The 16,058-nt window shown below is 38.4% G+C and carries 17 protein-coding genes; 4 read left to right on the top strand and 13 right to left on the bottom strand.

From position 1 onward, the window contains the following. The first annotated feature begins 27 nt into the window (after positions 1-27). Positions 28-705: a response regulator transcription factor gene (locus ASG14_RS15295; RefSeq protein WP_056871942.1), complete on the top strand. Its 678-nt coding sequence runs from the start codon at positions 28-30 to the stop codon at positions 703-705. A 59-nt stretch (positions 706-764) separates the two neighbouring features. Here the strand turns inward: ASG14_RS15295 and ASG14_RS15290 are convergent, their stop codons facing one another. From ASG14_RS15290 to rsmI, 5 genes are all read right to left on the bottom strand, one after another. Then, positions 765-1,181, bottom strand: coding sequence for an OsmC family protein (locus tag ASG14_RS15290; protein ID WP_056871941.1), 417 nt, complete (start codon positions 1,179-1,181; stop codon positions 765-767). A gap of 102 nt (positions 1,182-1,283) precedes the next feature. Beyond that, positions 1,284-1,805, bottom strand: a complete 522-nt coding sequence (lspA, locus tag ASG14_RS15285; protein ID WP_056871940.1) for a signal peptidase II — start codon at positions 1,803-1,805, stop codon at positions 1,284-1,286. Positions 1,806-1,845: 40 nt separating this feature from the next. After that, a complete protein-coding gene (lnt, locus tag ASG14_RS15280) occupies positions 1,846-3,462 on the bottom strand; it encodes an apolipoprotein N-acyltransferase (protein WP_056871939.1) in 1,617 nt (538 codons plus the stop codon). Positions 3,463-3,557: 95 nt separating this feature from the next. Then, entirely contained in the window at positions 3,558-4,208 is a 651-nt protein-coding gene (locus tag ASG14_RS15275) for a PH domain-containing protein (protein ID WP_056871938.1), read from the bottom strand. A gap of 94 nt (positions 4,209-4,302) precedes the next feature. Next, complete coding sequence (gene rsmI / locus ASG14_RS15270; RefSeq protein WP_056871937.1) at positions 4,303-5,013, bottom strand: 16S rRNA (cytidine(1402)-2'-O)-methyltransferase; 711 nt, start codon at positions 5,011-5,013, stop codon at positions 4,303-4,305. A gap of 104 nt (positions 5,014-5,117) precedes the next feature. Here rsmI and serS point away from each other — a divergent pair, with 104 nt between their 5' ends. After that, positions 5,118-6,389, top strand: a complete 1,272-nt coding sequence (serS, locus tag ASG14_RS15265) for a serine--tRNA ligase (RefSeq protein WP_056871936.1) — start codon at positions 5,118-5,120, stop codon at positions 6,387-6,389. 115 nt (positions 6,390-6,504) lie between these two features. Here the strand turns inward: serS and ASG14_RS15260 are convergent, their stop codons facing one another. From ASG14_RS15260 to fabV, 5 genes are all read right to left on the bottom strand, one after another. After that, positions 6,505-6,816 (bottom strand): hypothetical protein, encoded by a 312-nt coding sequence (locus ASG14_RS15260; protein ID WP_056871935.1) that lies wholly within the window; start codon positions 6,814-6,816, stop codon positions 6,505-6,507. Positions 6,817-6,914: 98 nt separating this feature from the next. Then, positions 6,915-7,604, bottom strand: a complete 690-nt coding sequence (locus tag ASG14_RS15255) for an SIMPL domain-containing protein (RefSeq protein WP_056871934.1) — start codon at positions 7,602-7,604, stop codon at positions 6,915-6,917. A 528-nt stretch (positions 7,605-8,132) separates the two neighbouring features. Continuing rightward, complete coding sequence (locus ASG14_RS15250) at positions 8,133-8,585, bottom strand: cold-shock protein (RefSeq protein WP_010601333.1); 453 nt, start codon at positions 8,583-8,585, stop codon at positions 8,133-8,135. 569 nt (positions 8,586-9,154) lie between these two features. After that, positions 9,155-9,709 (bottom strand): GNAT family N-acetyltransferase, encoded by a 555-nt coding sequence (locus tag ASG14_RS15240; protein WP_056871932.1) that lies wholly within the window; start codon positions 9,707-9,709, stop codon positions 9,155-9,157. Positions 9,710-9,774: 65 nt separating this feature from the next. Further along, positions 9,775-10,968, bottom strand: a complete 1,194-nt coding sequence (gene fabV, locus ASG14_RS15235) for an enoyl-ACP reductase FabV (protein ID WP_056871931.1) — start codon at positions 10,966-10,968, stop codon at positions 9,775-9,777. 257 nt (positions 10,969-11,225) lie between these two features. Here fabV and ASG14_RS15230 point away from each other — a divergent pair, with 257 nt between their 5' ends. Together ASG14_RS15230 and ASG14_RS15225 are read left to right on the top strand one after the other, a co-directional pair. After that, positions 11,226-11,930: a DUF2490 domain-containing protein gene (locus ASG14_RS15230; protein WP_056871930.1), complete on the top strand. Its 705-nt coding sequence runs from the start codon at positions 11,226-11,228 to the stop codon at positions 11,928-11,930. A 96-nt stretch (positions 11,931-12,026) separates the two neighbouring features. Next, positions 12,027-12,917, top strand: a complete 891-nt coding sequence (locus ASG14_RS15225) for a hypothetical protein (RefSeq protein WP_235528602.1) — start codon at positions 12,027-12,029, stop codon at positions 12,915-12,917. A gap of 8 nt (positions 12,918-12,925) precedes the next feature. On the opposite strand, the gene ASG14_RS15220 is transcribed toward ASG14_RS15225, so the two are convergent. The 3 genes from ASG14_RS15220 to ASG14_RS15210 all read right to left on the bottom strand — a co-directional run bounded on the left by ASG14_RS15220 (position 12,926) and on the right by ASG14_RS15210 (position 15,998). Then, the gene (locus ASG14_RS15220) at positions 12,926-13,372 is read right to left on the bottom strand and encodes a DUF1572 family protein (RefSeq protein WP_056871928.1); all 447 of its coding nucleotides are present in this window, start codon (positions 13,370-13,372) and stop codon (positions 12,926-12,928) included. 116 nt (positions 13,373-13,488) lie between these two features. Continuing rightward, positions 13,489-14,223, bottom strand: coding sequence for a head GIN domain-containing protein (locus ASG14_RS15215; protein WP_235528601.1), 735 nt, complete (start codon positions 14,221-14,223; stop codon positions 13,489-13,491). Between the two features lie 116 nt (positions 14,224-14,339). Then, positions 14,340-15,998, bottom strand: coding sequence for a M1 family metallopeptidase (locus tag ASG14_RS15210; protein ID WP_056871927.1), 1,659 nt, complete (start codon positions 15,996-15,998; stop codon positions 14,340-14,342). Positions 15,999-16,058: the final 60 nt, after the last annotated feature.

Below are 16,058 nucleotides of genomic sequence, written 5' to 3'. Positions count from 1 at the left end.
GCAGATATCATTAAACCAAACGCTCTCATGGTAAAAAATGTAACTGCAGCAATGCAAAGTTTGATAGGCAAACATGTTAATTCATTTAGCCAGATTCCTGGCGTTGTAATTATTCACGAAACGATAAACTGGACAGTCGTTTACATGAACCAAAAAGGCCTCAAACAACTCGGACTATCATTGGAAGAGGTTTGTTCGATGACAAATGCTGAATACTACGGCAGGTTCTTTAACGCTGAAGATGCCAAAGACTATGTGCCGAAAATTGCTGCTTTTATGCACAGCAATAACCAGGAAGATACATTAAGCTATTACCAGCAATTAAAGTTTCCGGCTAAAGATAATTGGCAGTGGCATTTATCAAGCACTAAAATATTTGCACGCGATAATGCTGCAAAACCGATTTTGTCAATAACCATCTCAATCCCTATTGATGCTATGCACCATATGGCTGCTAAAGCCGATCGTCTTTTAAAAGAGAATGATTTCTTAAGGAAAAACTTCAATAATTTTTCGAAGTTAAGCAAACGGGAGAAGACTATTCTGAAGGAAATGGCCTTAGGAAAAACTTCCAATGAAATTGCAGATGAACTGCACATTTCGCCAACTACAGTTGATACCCACCGAAGAAATGTGAGGGATAAACTAGGCACAAAATCTTCGTTCGAGATTTCGCAATATGCAAGGGCTTTCGATTTAATTTAGCCGGCAAGTGATTAACCCTGAGCCTGCCCGTTGTACAACCAGCTCAGGGTTAAATATTTCTAAGCTAATGTTGCATCAACAGAAATTGTTGTATCTAACAGTTTGGATATTGGGCAATTTTTCTCTGCATCAGCCACAAGTTCATCAAATTTTTCTTTCGAGATACCCGGAATTGTTGCGGTTAGCGTTAAGTGAGATTCTGTGATTTTTCCCTGAGCCGGATCTAAGTTGATAACACATTTCGTTTCCAGATTTTCTGCTGTGAAACCTGCTTCATCAATTTTAAAAGACAGCGCCATAGTAAAACAACCGGCATGTGCTGCGGCAACTAACTCCTCTGGGTTTGTACCTACGCCTTCGGCGAAGCGAGAGCCAAATGAATATTGTGTATTGTTTAGAGTGGTACTTTGGGTAGTTAAATTGCCTTTACCTTCTTTACCAGAACCTTGCCATACGGCTGTTGCATTTCTTTTCATTAGATTTTTATTTTATGGTTGATTTTTTTGCCTTCTAAACAACTAAAGATAATTATAAGTTTGTTTAAAGAATGCTATTAAATGTTAAGCCATTGTAAGCAATTATTCAGCATCACTTACCTGGGTGTCTTTCTGTTTAATATTCGCTCGTAGAGATTGCATCAGTAAAATTCCAATACCAATCATAATTGATATATCCGCAAAATTGAAAATGCCGGTTTCAAAGAAATAGAAATTCATGTGCATAAAATCAGTTACCGAACCGTGAACAATCCTATCGTAGAGGTTTCCTATGCCGCCACCAATTAACAAACAAAGTGCAATTTGTACGCTGGTTTGTAAATTCCGTTTTGTAAAAAGAAAATACAAGCCATAACTGAGGAACAAAAGTGGTAAGCCCGATAGAATAATCAATCTGAAAAGGTATGGCATTTGATCGCCCAAACTTAAGAAAGCGCCCGTGTTTTCAACTTTTGTAAGGCTAAATCTATCTTTTATTATAGTGATGTATTCGTACTCGCTTATTTTGCGGCGCACTATATTTTTCGAAACCTGGTCGCAACCTACATTTAAGAGTAAAAAGAAGGTTAGTAAAATAAGTTTTGTGGTATGTTTCAATTTCATAACGATTTAACGAATGCCAGATTATAACATCAGCGCATTTCTACTTTTTTATCCATTTTTTATACGGGATAATCAATGCCAGGATAACTGCGGCGGCAGATAATAATTTGGCAATTATATCGCCGCTTTTAACGTAGAAAGTAATCTCATCATTAAGATTTATGTTGGCCTTTATGGCAGTTCTTGTCCACCATTTAGTGCTTTGTGTAACATCTCCCCGTTGATTAATGAAACAGGAAATTCCTGTATTTGCAGAGCGGGCAATATCGCGATGCGTTTCTATAGCCCTGAGCTTAGCATACATTTCGTGTTGCGATTTCCCGGAGGTATTGCCCCACCAGCCATCGTTCGTTATAATGGCAATAAACTGGGCTCCATCTTTAACCTGCTGCCCAATCCAATCGCCCCACAAACTTTCGTAACAAACAACAGGTGCTGCTCCGATGCCGCTTTGAGCATACAAAACGCTCGGCTTATCTTGCCAGCCCCAGCCACCAACGCTTCCACCTAACTCGGAAAATACGCCATCCATAAACGAAAAAACCTTTGGAAACGGCATTTTTTCTGCACCGGGAACTAATTTGGATTTGTGGTAAAACTGAACGTTCGCAGAATTCTCAACCTGCATGGCCGAATTAAAATTATCGTAATAAAGGCCTAAATCCTGGCTGTACTTCGCAGAAACAGTTCTTTTATCTGGATAAAATTTTACGCTTTCTATGCCCGTAATCAGCGTTCCGTTTTTGTACTTGCTTAAGAAATCTTGCAGCGTTAAAAAATCGGGGTTAGTGCGAATTCGATCTTCATCAGCATAATTTGGGATTGCCGTTTCCGGCCAGATAAAATATTCAGTATTTGTTTGTCCGATAGAATCGGATAAATGAGTTAGTATTTTAATTTGTTCTGCCGACGGGATGGATTCAAGCTTTTGGTATGGATCTATATTTGGCTGAACCACGACTACATTGCTGGGCGTACCTTTCTGGCTTGCGCTAAAGTATTTTGTGAGCGATATGCCCACCGGAATTAGCACCAATAGGGCCCAGATTCCTGCCAACCTGAACTTTAAATAACCAGTTTGAGATCTTAATTTTTTGTAAGCTTCAAAAGCCAGAATGTTACTTGCCAAAATCCAAAGTGAGCCACCATAAATGCCGGTATAATCATACCACTGAGCCAGTTGATGCATGCCAGCCAGGCCATTTCCGAGTGTCATCCAGGGGAAGGCAAGGTCCCAGCTTTGCTGTAAATATTCTAATGCAATGTAAAATGAAACTAAACCCAGGTAGGCGACTTTCTTGCTGGTATACTTCTCTAATCTATAAAATAGCCAGAAGGCAAATGTCATTAAAAGGGCACCTAAACCATAGGGGATTAGCGAAACGGGAATGGCTACCAACGTACCGTTGTAAGCACTTATGGCATTATAAACCCAGTAAGTTGATGCTGTATTCCAGATTAAAAAGGTTAAGCCGGCGGTTAAAAATATTTTTTTGCCTGTTTTTCTTTGCCCGCTTTTCCCGATGCTTTCCAGCGTAATAAAAAGCGGCACCAACGCAATCAGCAACAGTGGTGTGGTAAATGGCATTGGTGGCCATGCGAGCCAAAGAAGAAATGCGCTTAAAAAAGCGAGCAGGTAGGTTTGTCTGGAGTTCATTTGTTATGCTGAATCGGCAAATACTGTAGTATTGATTTAGCAGCGAATTGTAAATAATTTTGTCGCTTCGGCTGGCTCAACACAGCAAGTCGATATTAAAAACTATCTAAAATTGCAGCTTTTTTTGCCTCATATTCTTCCTGGGTAATCAAATGCTTATCGTACAAAGTTTTTAGTTTGCGCAATTTCAATGTCGTCTCATCTTCAGGCTCTTCCACAACCTCTGCAATTTGAATTGGCTCAGGTTCAGCAATTTCTTTTTCTACAATAGGGAAATCGGCAACGGGCTGTGGTGAAGGATTTAGAGTTGATGCCATTGCCCTGTTTTCTTCAAGCTTTTGTTGGTGTAGTAACTCCTTGTAAGCTTCCAGCTGCTGGTTTGCGGCCTGATGTAACTTCCTTGCCTGAATTTTTGGAATAAATTCTGTTACAATGTTTTCTCCATGCTGCGGCACGCAGATAAATTTAGAGCCAAAAAATTCTTCTTTAAAAGAAACTTCTTTTACACTTTTCCATGAAATATCTTTGAAATTCATGGTTAGGCCAAGGTTGCCAGGCTCGCAGTAAAAAATGCGTTTGTTGGTAATGGCAATGCTATCCGGCAATAAGTTTACGGCGGGTTTTTTCTGTACACCGAGGTACAAAATTTCCTCGCCGCTGGTTAAAAGGTCGTTTAATTTTCCAATAACCTTTTCAACAGCCTTTGGGTCTTGCTCATCACTTAAAAATCTATCTATACTAATCATAATGTTTAATTTTTTCTTTGAGATAGCTTGCTACCTCCTTTGGTAAACTGGTATATCGTTTATTATTTCTGTATAACGATGTTATTAAGAATGGCTACTCATCAACATCATTATACTTGCTTTTACTTTTAATTGCTGGTTTCCCTGCAATGCAAATTACAAATTCTCCTTTTAAAGTATTGTTTTCGAAATGTGATTTTATTTCTACCAGCGTTCCCCGGACGGTTTCTTCGAACATTTTTGTGAGTTCGCGGCTCACCGAAGCTTGCCTGTCTGCGCCTAAATATTGCGCAAATTCCTCCAATGTCTTCAATAAACGGTGCGGACTTTCGTAAAGTATAATGGTACGCTCTTCTTCGGCAAGTTTTTTAAATTTAGTTTGCCGCCCTTTTTTAACTGGTAGAAAACCTTCGAAACAAAAGGATTCTGCAGGTAAACCCGAATTAACCAGCGCCGGAACAAATGCTGTTGCGCCGGGCAAACACTCTACAGGTATATTATTTTTTATCGCTTCGCGAACCAGAAAAAAGCCGGGGTCGGAAATTGCGGGTGTTCCGGCATCAGAAATCAAAGCAATTTTTTGCCCTTCCTGTAAAAATCTAATAATTTCTGATGTGGCTTTGTGTTCGTTGTGCTGGTGATGTGAGAAAACGCGTTTATCGATACCAAAATGTTTTAGCATCGGAGCACTCGTACGGGTATCTTCAGCAAGAATTAAATCGCATTCCTTCAAAATCCGGATAGCCCGAAAAGTCATGTCTTCTAAATTGCCTATAGGCGTAGGTACGAGAAATAGTTTGCTCATTTGTTTTTTTTAGATTTAGCAACTACGATTTGAGCATTTCAATAAAATCTAAAATCGTAACCCGTAATTCGTAATTCAATCTTATCTTTGAAAAAAATTAAATAATGCTGCAAGTTAATTATATCCGCGAAAATAGAGAGAAAGTTTTAGAACGTTTAAGTGTACGCAACTTTAAACAACCAGAGTTGGTAGATGAAATCATCAAGATAGATGAAGAGCGTCGTTCTACCCAAACTTCTTTAGACAACGTTTCCGCAGAGGCAAATGCAGCAGCCAAACAGATTGGCGATTTGATGCGCACCGGTAAAAAGGATGAAGCTGAGGCAATTAAAGTTAAAACGGCAACACATAAAGAAAGTATTAAAATGCTTACTGAAAAATTAAATGAACTTGAAACGGCGCAGTTTAATGCTGTTGTTCAGTTGCCAAACCTTCCGAATAATTTAGTGGCAAAAGGCTCAACTGCTGAAGAGAACGAGGTGGTTTACCTCCACGGTGCTCCTGCAGAATTGCCAGATAAAGCCTTGCCACATTGGGAACTGGCGGCGAAATATGACATTATCGATTTTGAGTTGGGTGTTAAGATAACTGGCGCAGGTTTTCCTGTTTATAAAGGAAAAGGTGCCAGATTACAACGTGCTTTGATAAATTTCTTTTTAGATCATGCTACTGCCGCAGGCTATAAAGAAATGCAGGTTCCGCACCTGGTTAACGCCGCCTCTGGCTTCGGCACCGGGCAGCTACCCGATAAGGAAGGCCAAATGTATCATTCTACTGTTGATGATTTGTACCTGATACCTACTGCGGAAGTTCCGGTAACTAATTTATACCGCGATGTTATTATTAAGGAAGAAGATTTGCCGATTAAAAACACGGCTTACACACCTTGTTTTCGCAGAGAGGCGGGCTCATACGGCGCACATGTACGTGGTTTAAATCGTTTACATCAGTTTGATAAGGTAGAGGTTGTGCAGATTACGCATCCCGATAAATCTTACGAAACGCTGGAAGAAATGAGCACTTATGTTCAATCTTTGCTACAGGAATTAGGCTTGCATTATCGTGTTTTGAGACTTTGCGGTGGCGATATGGGTTTCACATCGGCGATGACATACGATATGGAAGTTTGGAGCGCAGCACAGGAACGTTGGCTGGAGGTTTCTTCAGTTTCAAACTTTGAAACGTATCAGGCGAACCGGTTAAAATTGCGCTTTAAAGGAAAAGAGGGTAAAGCACAATTGGCGCATTCGTTAAATGGAAGTGCTTTGGCATTACCTCGAATTGTGGCGTCAATTCTGGAAAATTATCAAACTGAAAACGGAATAAAAATTCCTGAAGCTTTGGTAAAATACACCGGTTTTGACATTATTGATTAAGATAGGCAGCTGGTCTACAATTCCGCACTGAGATAATAAATTGATTCAAATAAAAAAAGCTTTGCAGTTATGCAAAGCTTTTTTTATTTTATATGATAGATGTAATTGTGTCTGATTATAAGATCAAAATCAATAATAAAATGATGATGATAATTGCACCAACTGATAAGTAAACGCCACCAGAAACTGCACGAGCCTGACCCTTTAACTCTCTTAATTCATTACGTAAAGCTTTACGTTCAGTTTTAGTTAGGTTAGATTTGTCCATGTCTCTGATTTCTTCAACACGGGTTTTAATTTTTTCTAACTTCAAAGATTGTTCAGCAGTTAATTCCGTTGGGTTTTTTGCCTTTTCAGCAGCCTGAACTGAATTAAAACTAATTCCTAAAGAGAAAATAAGGGCTAAAGTGTAAATGAATTTTTTCATAATATTTATTTTTTTAGTGTTTCGATGTGTACGTAACAAAAAACCTACCAAAATGTTCTGGTAGGTTTCAAAGTGCGGGTAATTAAATGTTAAATAATTTATTTGATTTCGAAAACAGCATTAATTGTAAAGTTTAACTTTATTTTTTTGAAGTCAATTTCAGGCGCTGCATCTGCAGATTCAGCCATGCTTGCTTTCATCATGTAGTTTCTGTAAACAGGTTGTATTATGTTATCACCACCATCCATTATTTCGATTACGTTACCCAATTTGTCGCCTAGAGCGGTAAGCATGTACGTTGCCTTCTCTTTTGCATTTAATAGCGCTTTAATCTTTAAGTCTTTCTTTAACGTTTCAATTTTTGAATAGTCGTAGCTTTCGATATTTGTGCCTGCAATCCCCTTGGCATCAATCTCGTCTATTATCGAGTTAAATTTATTTAAATCGCTTACTTTTAAACGATATTGTTTACTCGCTAAGAAATCGGGATTTTTCTTTTTCTCAGTTGCGTAATTCCAGCTGCTTAAATTGCTTATTGTCAAATTTTCTTTCGAGATTCCTGCTTTTTGTACAGCAGCATACAGTTGTTTTTCCAGGTCGGTGATTTCAACTTTCTTTTTCCCGTTTAAATATTCCTTCAACGAAATGCTGATGTAAATAATATCTGGCGTAACCTCGGTTTCGGCAGAGCCGCTAACGTTAATTTTTCTACGTAAATCTGCCTGCTGAGCCATTGCAGATGAGAGGCCTAAAAATGCAACGAGTGCAATTGCGATTAACTTTTTCATATTCAAATTTTCTTTGTGTGTGCTTTAATGATGTAAGAATGATACAAATTCCACACCGGGATTTTGAAATCTATTGTTTTTTATAAGTTTGGGTTAGTCGTAACCGGAAAAATAAGCCTGGTTATTTAATCATCCACGAAATAGAAAATAGCGGTTACGATTGCTATGAGGTTTATTAACAGCGTTTTGAGATGGCTGTGAATTTTAGAGCATGCTTGTTACCGAAATAAATTTAGATAAAATAATTTTATTTCAGTTTTGGGGGTTATTACGCATTTAGTCGCTTAAAGGAGATTTTATCCTGGCCATTTAAATCCGACAGAAGCGAGCACGAAGTAAAGCGTATGGCGGGACTAAAATAACCGAAGATTGCTGAAACCTGATTTTCAGCCTATTTTTGATCGAGAAAAGAAAAATATGCGCTAGGTTTTATGCTTAAATAGAAGGAAATATAAATGATTATAAAACCTTGCGCAGCAGAAATTTCTGCAGAATTTTTTACCCAGTTCTGGGTTCCGAGAATTAGAATTAAACTTTAGAAACCTTAACAGCAGTTGGTCCTTTTTGACCCATTTCTACCTCGAAAGTAACTTTATCGCCTTCTTTAATTTGAGTTACGCAACCATTAGCGTGAACAAAAATGCTATCCTGAGTTTCAGTGTTTTTTATGAAACCGTAACCTTTACTATCGTTGAAGAAGGTAACTGTTCCTTTTTTAACAGGATTTTCATCAATAATATCCTCTTGTCTGGAGATACCAATTTGAATGTCTTCGGTATTGATAACTTTCTTCTTTTTCGGATCTGGTGGAGTAGAAGAGATGTTCCCGTTTTCATCAACGTAAGCCATCATGTCTTCAAGCGCTAAGCCTTTTTTAGCATTCGCCTGACGTTCTTCTTTTTTCTCTTGTTTGTCTTTTTGTTTTTTTAATCGTTTTTTTTCGTTCTCTTTTTTACTGTATGTTGCCTGAGATTTAGCCATATTTATTTAATTGTTTTTGTTTTTAGAAAGATGAGAGGAAATGGAGAATTATCCAAAGATAACAATACTAAAACGAAAACACGATTTTATTCCGACAAGCGTTGTAGGCTGATGTTTTTTTAGCCGCAGAGAAAGCATTCCCACGGATTTCAATTCGTTTTTGTGTTTCTGTGGCTGATATTAAAATGGTGTAGGTTTTTTAATTTTGCCACGGAAGTACGATTTACACAGAATTGGGTTTCGTTTTTCTGTGTCTTCTGTGTTTCTGTGGCTGGTATTGAAACTGATGCAGGTTTTTTAATTTTGCGACGGAAGCACAGATTTACACAGAACTGGGTTTCGTTTTTTCTGTGTCTTTTGTGTTTCTGTGGCTGATATTGAAACTGGCAGGTTTTTTAATTTTGCCACAGATTTACACAGAATTGGGTTTAGTTTTCTGTGTCTTTTGTGTTTCTGTGGCTGATATTGAAACTGATGCAGGTTTTTTAATTTTGCCGCGGAAGCACAGATTTACACAGAACTGGGTTTCGTGTTTGGTGTGTTTTTATAAAGCAAATAATAATCTTTGATTATTTGTTAGTGGATAATTGCAGGTGTTGCATCCAGTCTGATTTATCAATTTGATAGACAAAATTCCATTTGACTGATTCACCATAATAGGCGATTTCTTGCTCGCCAATTTTTTTTGCGCCAAGTTTTTCTGTTGCTTTTTGCGAACGAAAATTGGTGGCGCCAATGTGGAAAATTATACGCTCTACAAACTGGAAAGCATAATCCAACATTAATTTTTTTAACGAGGCATTATGTCCTTTGCCCCAATAATTACGGCCAATAAAAGTGTAGCCCACTGCTACCGAACCATGCTCTTCATCTACCTCGTAATACCTCGAACTGCCAACTACATTCCCGGTTGCAATGTCATAAACAATAAAAGCACCTTTCGATTCTATGGCGCCTTTGAAGAAATTTTCGAAAACTTCGCGTTTGTAACGATCTTTATTTGGGTGTTGTTCCCAAATTAGTGGATCGGAAGCTACGGCATAAAGTTTTTCAAAATCCCCGGCCTTTAACGGAACCACTTTAATCAAATCATTCGATAAAGTTGGTTGTAAATCGAAATTCATAAATGTTATATAATGAAATTGTCGGAACACCGTTTTTAAGCATTCCGACAAATTCAATAAAAATATTATTCTACTAGTCCTTCAATTTCTACAACCTCATTCGCCTCTTTCTGATAGTCGACTTTCTCAACTTCAAAACCGAAAAGACTTAGAAAATCAGATCTGTAGCCAGGTAAATCACCTATCGCCGGTAAAGTTTCAGTAGTTGCCTCCTCCCAAAGCTTTGCAACTTTTGCCTGCACATCATCACGCATCTCTAAATCATCGATTCTTATTCTTCCTTTTTCATCAACAGGAACGTCGTTTCCGGTGTACAATCTTTCTGCGTACAAACGCTGAATTTGCTCAATTGTACCCTCGTGGATTCCTTCCTCTTTCATTATTTTGTACAATAACGAAATGTACAACGGAATAACCGGAATTGCAGAACTGGCTTGTGTAACCAAAGCTTTATTTACGGAAACATAAGCGCTTCCCTTGATATCTTTAAGGCTATCGGCAATGGTAAAGGCGGTAGCTTCTAAATCATCTTTTGCACGACCAATTGTTCCTTTTCGGTATACAGGCTCGGTTAGTGCAGGGCCGATGTACGAATAAGCAACGGTTTTAGCGCCTTTGGCCAACAAATTTTCAGCCTGTAAAGCATCAATCCACATTGCCCAATCTTCGCCGCCCATCACAGCTACAGTGTTTGCAATATCATCTTCAGTAGCTGGTTCAATTGAAATTTCGGTAACATTTCCGGTGTGGAAGTCTACCGTTTTGTTTGTATAGGTTCCGCCAATTGGCTTTAACGTAGAACGGTGCAAAACTTCAGTGTCAGGGTGTTTTCTAACTGGCGAAGCCAAGCTGTAAATCACCAAATCTACCTGACCCAAATCCGCTTTAATAAGTTCTATTGTTTTTGCCTTAATCTCTTTCGAAAAAGCATCGCCGTTAATACTTTTCGCATACAGGCCCGCTGCATGAGCCTCTTTTTCGAAAGCTGCACTATTGTACCAGCCAGGAGAAGCCGTTTTACCAGCCGATGGCGCTTTTTCAAAAAATACACCGATTGTAGCGGCATCAGAACCAAAAGCAGCGGCAATACGAGATGCCAAGCCGAAACCGGTTGACGCTCCGATAACCAATACCTTTTTTGGCCCGTTGATAGCGCCTTTAGATTTTACATATTCAATTTGGTTCTTTACGTTCTGAGCGCAGCCATCAGGGTGAGCAGTTAAACAAATAAAGCCCCTCATTCTCGGTTCAATAATCATTTTGTTCTTATTTTACGTTTACAATTTGAAATCAACTCGTTGTAAAAAGCATTTTCTGAGCTAAATCCTCAACGAAGATAAATTTTTAATTCTTTACCACTAAAAGAAAATCAATTTATCATTTCGTAGATAGATAAAACTGTTCTTTTATATTTAACAATAATTTAATTTTGTGTTTCAGCATTAACCAATTTCTATTAATTTAGCAGCAAAATGCCCGCCTGCTACTGGCTAAGGTAAACCGGATTATCTTTATTATGAGAAGACTACTATTTTTGGCGATGATTAGTTTCATGGCATTAGGGAAACTTTCTGCACAAACCCAATACCAAAATTCTGGTTGGTTTATGTTTTTAAACAACACGAAGTTTAATAAAAAGTGGGGCTTGCAATTCGACCTACAAGTTCGTTCTTCTGATGACTGGAAATCTGTTCGAAACACTTTGGTACGCCCTGCAGTTCAGTATTTTATTAACGATAAAAACAATGTTGCGTTGGGCTATTTGTGGCAGACAACGCAGAACCAGTTAATAGGCAGCTCCAATAACGTTATGCACGAACATCGTATTTTTGAGCAGTACATTTATACCCATAAACTAAGCTCGATACTTGCAACCCACAGATTTCGAGTAGAGCAGCGGTTCATCGAGCGGCCTAACGAAGATGTTTTCGCCCAGCGTTTCCGATATTTTTTCCGGTTTATTCAACCTTTGGTCAAAGCTGAAACAGGTTTTACAAAGGGGCCGTTTGTGGCACTCCAGAATGAGGTTTTCCTGAATATTCAGAATAAGGAAAAAATCAACAATAGTGTATTCGATCAAAATCGGTTATACCTGGCCGCGGGCTATCGTTTTTCTAAAAAGTTTGATGTCGAGGCCGGATATATGAATCAGGCGGTAAAAAACACCTCCAATCATACAAATAATAACATCATTCAACTAGCTGTTTATACAAGGTTTTAATCTGGTTTTAATGACTCAAAGTCATTTTTTGTAGCAGATTAATTACAAAGTGTTAAAGGGCTTGTAATAGTTGTTGCTTTTCGCTCAATTTGCCGCGTGAAAAGATTTTCTATATTATTTTTGGCGCTCCTGTTCGGCAAGCGGATGCAAGCTCAGGAAGTTGAAACATCATCAAAAAATGTTGCACCAACTTCAAAAAGTTTATTTAATCCCGAACATAAAAGAAAAGATTCGCGAAAAGGTGATTTCTATTTTCACTGGGGTTACAACAATTCATGGTATGGTAAAAGCGATATCAGATTTCAGGGACCAAATTACGATTTCACTTTAAAAGACGTTGTAGCACACGACAGGCAATCGAAATTGAGCTGGAATTACTTAAACCCGGGCTTAATAACAGTTCCTCAGTATAACATCCGTTTCGGCTATTTCATCAAAGATAATTATAGCATTTCAATCGGTTGGGACCATATGAAGTACGTAATGGATATACCACAATCGGTTTCTGTTACCGGCCATATCGGCGCCAAAATTACACCAGAAAATGTACCAACAGGTTCCTTGGCAGGAGATTACAATGGCCAAACCATAAATGTAAAAGAGAGTATGTTAACTTATGAACATACTGATGGCTTCAATTATGCAAATATTGAGGTTGAACGTTATGATGACATCTGGGTTGCCCCGGGGGGAAATACTTCGTTAACACTAGAAACCGGCTTAGGTGGTGGTTTAATGGTGCCCCGTTCTGATGTTCGCCTTTTCGGCTTAGGTAGAAACAACCATTGGAATATTTCTGGATATGGGGTTTCTGCTAAAATCGGGTTGAAATTCTATGTTTGGAAAAATATTTATCTTCAGAATACCACTAAAGTTGGCGCAACTAACTTAACAAATGTGCACACAACCGGTTGGGATGAGTATGATAAAGCCAGTCAGAAAATAAACTACCTCGAAAATATGTGGACTGTAGGCGTTCACTTTTAGCTTCTCAGTTAAGCATCCAGCAACCTGCGGTGGTAGTTAATCTGCCCGAGGTGATAGGCGAGGTGGGTGCTTAGGTGAACAAGGAAAAACTCAGTCGAGGTTTTTTCTTCAAGTACTAACAGCGGATATTCGTTTATAAGTTCTGCTTCGCTTAGATTACCGAGTGATTGGCCAATAACAACGATCGTTTGGTCAATACGTTGAAGGAGTTCGTCGCGTTTAATATCCTTTAAAGAAAATTCTAAGGGCCTGTTTCTAACATAATCTGTGCCACCGATAGTAGCGCCAATGTACAGGTTTAAATTCCCAATTAAATGAAGGCACAGATTACCGGCCGAATTAGCAATGGTATGCTCAATCTTCCAGATGTTAGATTCCTGGTGATATAGTTCAAGCTCGCCTTTCAGTTTTTTAAGGTCTCGTGTAAAAAGAGATGTTAAAATTGGTATTAGCATTAAACAAATTTTTTTGTTCTAAAATAAAGATAACGATTCGAATGCAATTCGAAAATTCAGGTTAAAAAAAAGCCCTGAAATTTTCAGGGCTTTTTTAAGCTAAAATTGTCCTTCAATTAGATTTTTCTAATTCTTCCAGAACCAATTACTGTTTTTTCTACGGTCGCGTTGCCCGAATAATTTACATTGCCCGAACCGCTTATTACCGCTTTAATGCTTTTATCTGCCTTGATTTCAATCGTTCCAGAACCGCTTAAAGTTGTCGAAAGATCTTCAACTGTAAAGTTTTTTCCTCCAAAATTTCCAGAGCCGCTAATTACAACTTTGGCATCGTCTGCAGAGCCATCGATATTCAATTTTCCAGAGCCGCTAATTACGCCATTAAAGTCATCTACATTGGCAGAAACAGTTATAGTTCCTGAGCCACTTAGTGCAGATGATAATGTTTTTGCAGTAACTCTACCTTTTACACTCATGTTACCAGAACCACTCATGGTTAAGCTGTTTAGTGTTTTTGCAGTAACGTAAGCTGTAATTTTTTTGTTTTCATATTTGTGTTCCCAGCTCGTCCAGCTGTTTTGCGGACGAATAATCAGCACATTGCCTTTAACTTCTGTTATCAAGGTAGAAATCGCATCCGCATCACCCTCGAACCGGCAACTTTCAGTATTTCCAAGCGTAATAACAACATTAATTGGTCCTCCAGCGGCCACGCCGGAAAAATTTTTAACATCTCTGTCATCACCTGAAAGTTTTGAAGCACTAACTTTTATTGGTTCAGTAGCTATTGCGCTGAAACTTGAGCTGAATAAAACGGCCGCAAGTAAAATTGAAAATATTTTTTTCATCATTCTAGAAATTAAACCTTTGCTGTTGCCAGCCAAGGCATGGTTAATTAGGGATTTTTAATATAAGACGACGATTTTCTCAATAAGTTGCATGTAGGTTAACTTTTTGTTGAAACGGACTAATCGGAACTTTTTTTGATGGAGATGTAGAATAGTGGGTCGTTTTTAAAATTGTCAGCATTAATGGTTGAACCAAGTTTAATTGTTTTCCAATTGTTTGTGGGCTTAATTAAACTATATGCGCCTTCTTTTAAAGTAACCCTAACAGGCATATCGAATTCTTTTACATCGCATACCCAACGATAACTTAGCAATCCATTGTTGATTTTATATTCCAAAACCGGAATTTTGGTGTAACGCAGATATTGGTCAAAAACCTTATTTAGCTTTATTCCGCTTTTCGTCGAAATGTACCGCTCTATCTCATCTGTTGTTACCGTTTTATGGTAAAAAGTTTTGCTTAAGCCTCGTAGAATTGCTCTAAATCTCTCGTCATTATTAATTAACTGGCGGATGGTGTGGATTAAATTAGCCCCTTTTGGGTACATATCTCCGGAGCCTTCTTTGTTTACGCCATATGGTCCAATTATCGGAACATCATTTCTAATAGTTTTTTGAAGCCCGATTGCATACTCATTTGCTGCCGCCTTGCTTTCTGTACATTCTGTAAACAACACTTCAGAATAATTTGTAAAGCCTTCGTGTATCCACATATCGGCAATATCTTTTGCCGTAATACTGTTTCCAAACCACTCATGTCCGCTTTCGTGTACCGTAATAAAATCCCATTTCAAGCCATATCCTGTCCCGCTTAAGTCCCTTCCTAAGTAACCTTTTTTAAACTGATTTCCGTATGCTACAGCGCTTTGATGCTCCATGCCCAAATGTGGTGCCTGCACAAGCTTATACCCATCTTTATACCATGGATAAGGCCCGAACCAGTACTCGAAACACTTAATCATCGGTTTTACGTCAGCATCCCAATGTGGTCGGGCTTTCGCACTATCCACCTGTAGTGCCCAAAAATCTAAGCTTAACTTTCCATTTTCTCCGCCGTAGCTATCTGTCCAATGTGCATATTTTCCAATGTAAAAGGTTACGTCGTAGTTATTAATCGGGTTACTTACAAACCAATTGTGTTGTTTATATCCGCCTGGTTTATCAACAATGCTTCTTAATCTACCATTCGATATCTCCTGTAATTCTTTCGGTACGCTGATGCTAATAAGCATGCTGTCTACTTCATCACTTTGATGATCTTTATTTGGCCACCAAACACTGGCGCCCAAACCCTGGCACGCTACCGATACGAACGGATTTCCGGCAGAATCTTTTTTAAAGATTAAGCCGCCATCCCATGGTGCATTTCGAGCCACAGTTGGATTCCCTGAATAAAAAACCGTGAATCTATCTTTAGTCCCTTTTTTTATTGTCTTCGGAAAAGTGATGAAAACAGCATTATATTCTCTGCTAACGGTCAATTCGTTTCCCTTGTAAACTACTTTTTCAATTTTTAATTTCGAGAATAAATCAAATTGAAGTTTTTTGAAATCCTGAGTTGCTGTAAAAGCAAATTCATTGCTTCCGTTAACTGCCCTTTGTTCCAAATCTATTTTAACATCTAAATGGTAATAATTGATATCGTAACAGGTGCGCAACGGCGTTAATGTACCTCTAAGGCTATCGGCTCTGGAATTAACTTGGTTTTTACCCAGCATTTGAGCTTTCGAAGCTGAAATAGAAAGGGCTAAACCGAGAATCAAAAATATTTTTTTCATTTTTTTAAATTTATGCCATGCTGCGATGCATCTTTTTTATTATTGTTGCGCGTTCAAAAA

Origin of the sequence: Pedobacter sp. Leaf194, assembly GCF_001423945.1 — a bacterium.
GTDB lineage: Bacteria > Bacteroidota > Bacteroidia > Sphingobacteriales > Sphingobacteriaceae > Pedobacter.
Note: the sequence above shows the minus strand (reverse complement) of the source record. Positions and strands in the feature narration are given on the sequence as shown.

What these genes read in the sequence shown, in the direction of transcription:
- ASG14_RS15255 (WP_056871934.1), bottom strand. Translation starts at nt 7,604, where the DNA reads ATGAAAAAGTTAATCGCAATTGCACTCGTTGCATTTTTAGGCCTCTCA.
- ASG14_RS15240 (WP_056871932.1), bottom strand. Translation starts at nt 9,709, where the DNA reads ATGAATTTCGATTTACAACCAACTTTATCGAATGATTTGATTAAAGTG.
- ASG14_RS15250 (WP_010601333.1), bottom strand. Translation starts at nt 8,585, where the DNA reads ATGGCTAAATCTCAGGCAACATACAGTAAAAAAGAGAACGAAAAAAAA.
- ASG14_RS15275 (WP_056871938.1), bottom strand. Translation starts at nt 4,208, where the DNA reads ATGATTAGTATAGATAGATTTTTAAGTGATGAGCAAGACCCAAAGGCT.
- ASG14_RS15210 (WP_056871927.1), bottom strand. Translation starts at nt 15,998, where the DNA reads ATGAAAAAAATATTTTTGATTCTCGGTTTAGCCCTTTCTATTTCAGCT.
- ASG14_RS15260 (WP_056871935.1), bottom strand. Translation starts at nt 6,816, where the DNA reads ATGAAAAAATTCATTTACACTTTAGCCCTTATTTTCTCTTTAGGAATT.
- lspA (WP_056871940.1), bottom strand. Translation starts at nt 1,805, where the DNA reads ATGAAATTGAAACATACCACAAAACTTATTTTACTAACCTTCTTTTTA.
- ASG14_RS15290 (WP_056871941.1), bottom strand. Translation starts at nt 1,181, where the DNA reads ATGAAAAGAAATGCAACAGCCGTATGGCAAGGTTCTGGTAAAGAAGGT.
- ASG14_RS15220 (WP_056871928.1), bottom strand. Translation starts at nt 13,372, where the DNA reads ATGCTAATACCAATTTTAACATCTCTTTTTACACGAGACCTTAAAAAA.
- lnt (WP_056871939.1), bottom strand. Translation starts at nt 3,462, where the DNA reads ATGAACTCCAGACAAACCTACCTGCTCGCTTTTTTAAGCGCATTTCTT.
- ASG14_RS15215 (WP_235528601.1), bottom strand. Translation starts at nt 14,223, where the DNA reads ATGATGAAAAAAATATTTTCAATTTTACTTGCGGCCGTTTTATTCAGC.
- ASG14_RS15295 (WP_056871942.1), top strand. Translation starts at nt 28, where the DNA reads ATGGTAAAAAATGTAACTGCAGCAATGCAAAGTTTGATAGGCAAACAT.
- serS (WP_056871936.1), top strand. Translation starts at nt 5,118, where the DNA reads ATGCTGCAAGTTAATTATATCCGCGAAAATAGAGAGAAAGTTTTAGAA.
- ASG14_RS15230 (WP_056871930.1), top strand. Translation starts at nt 11,226, where the DNA reads ATGAGAAGACTACTATTTTTGGCGATGATTAGTTTCATGGCATTAGGG.
- fabV (WP_056871931.1), bottom strand. Translation starts at nt 10,968, where the DNA reads ATGATTATTGAACCGAGAATGAGGGGCTTTATTTGTTTAACTGCTCAC.
- rsmI (WP_056871937.1), bottom strand. Translation starts at nt 5,013, where the DNA reads ATGAGCAAACTATTTCTCGTACCTACGCCTATAGGCAATTTAGAAGAC.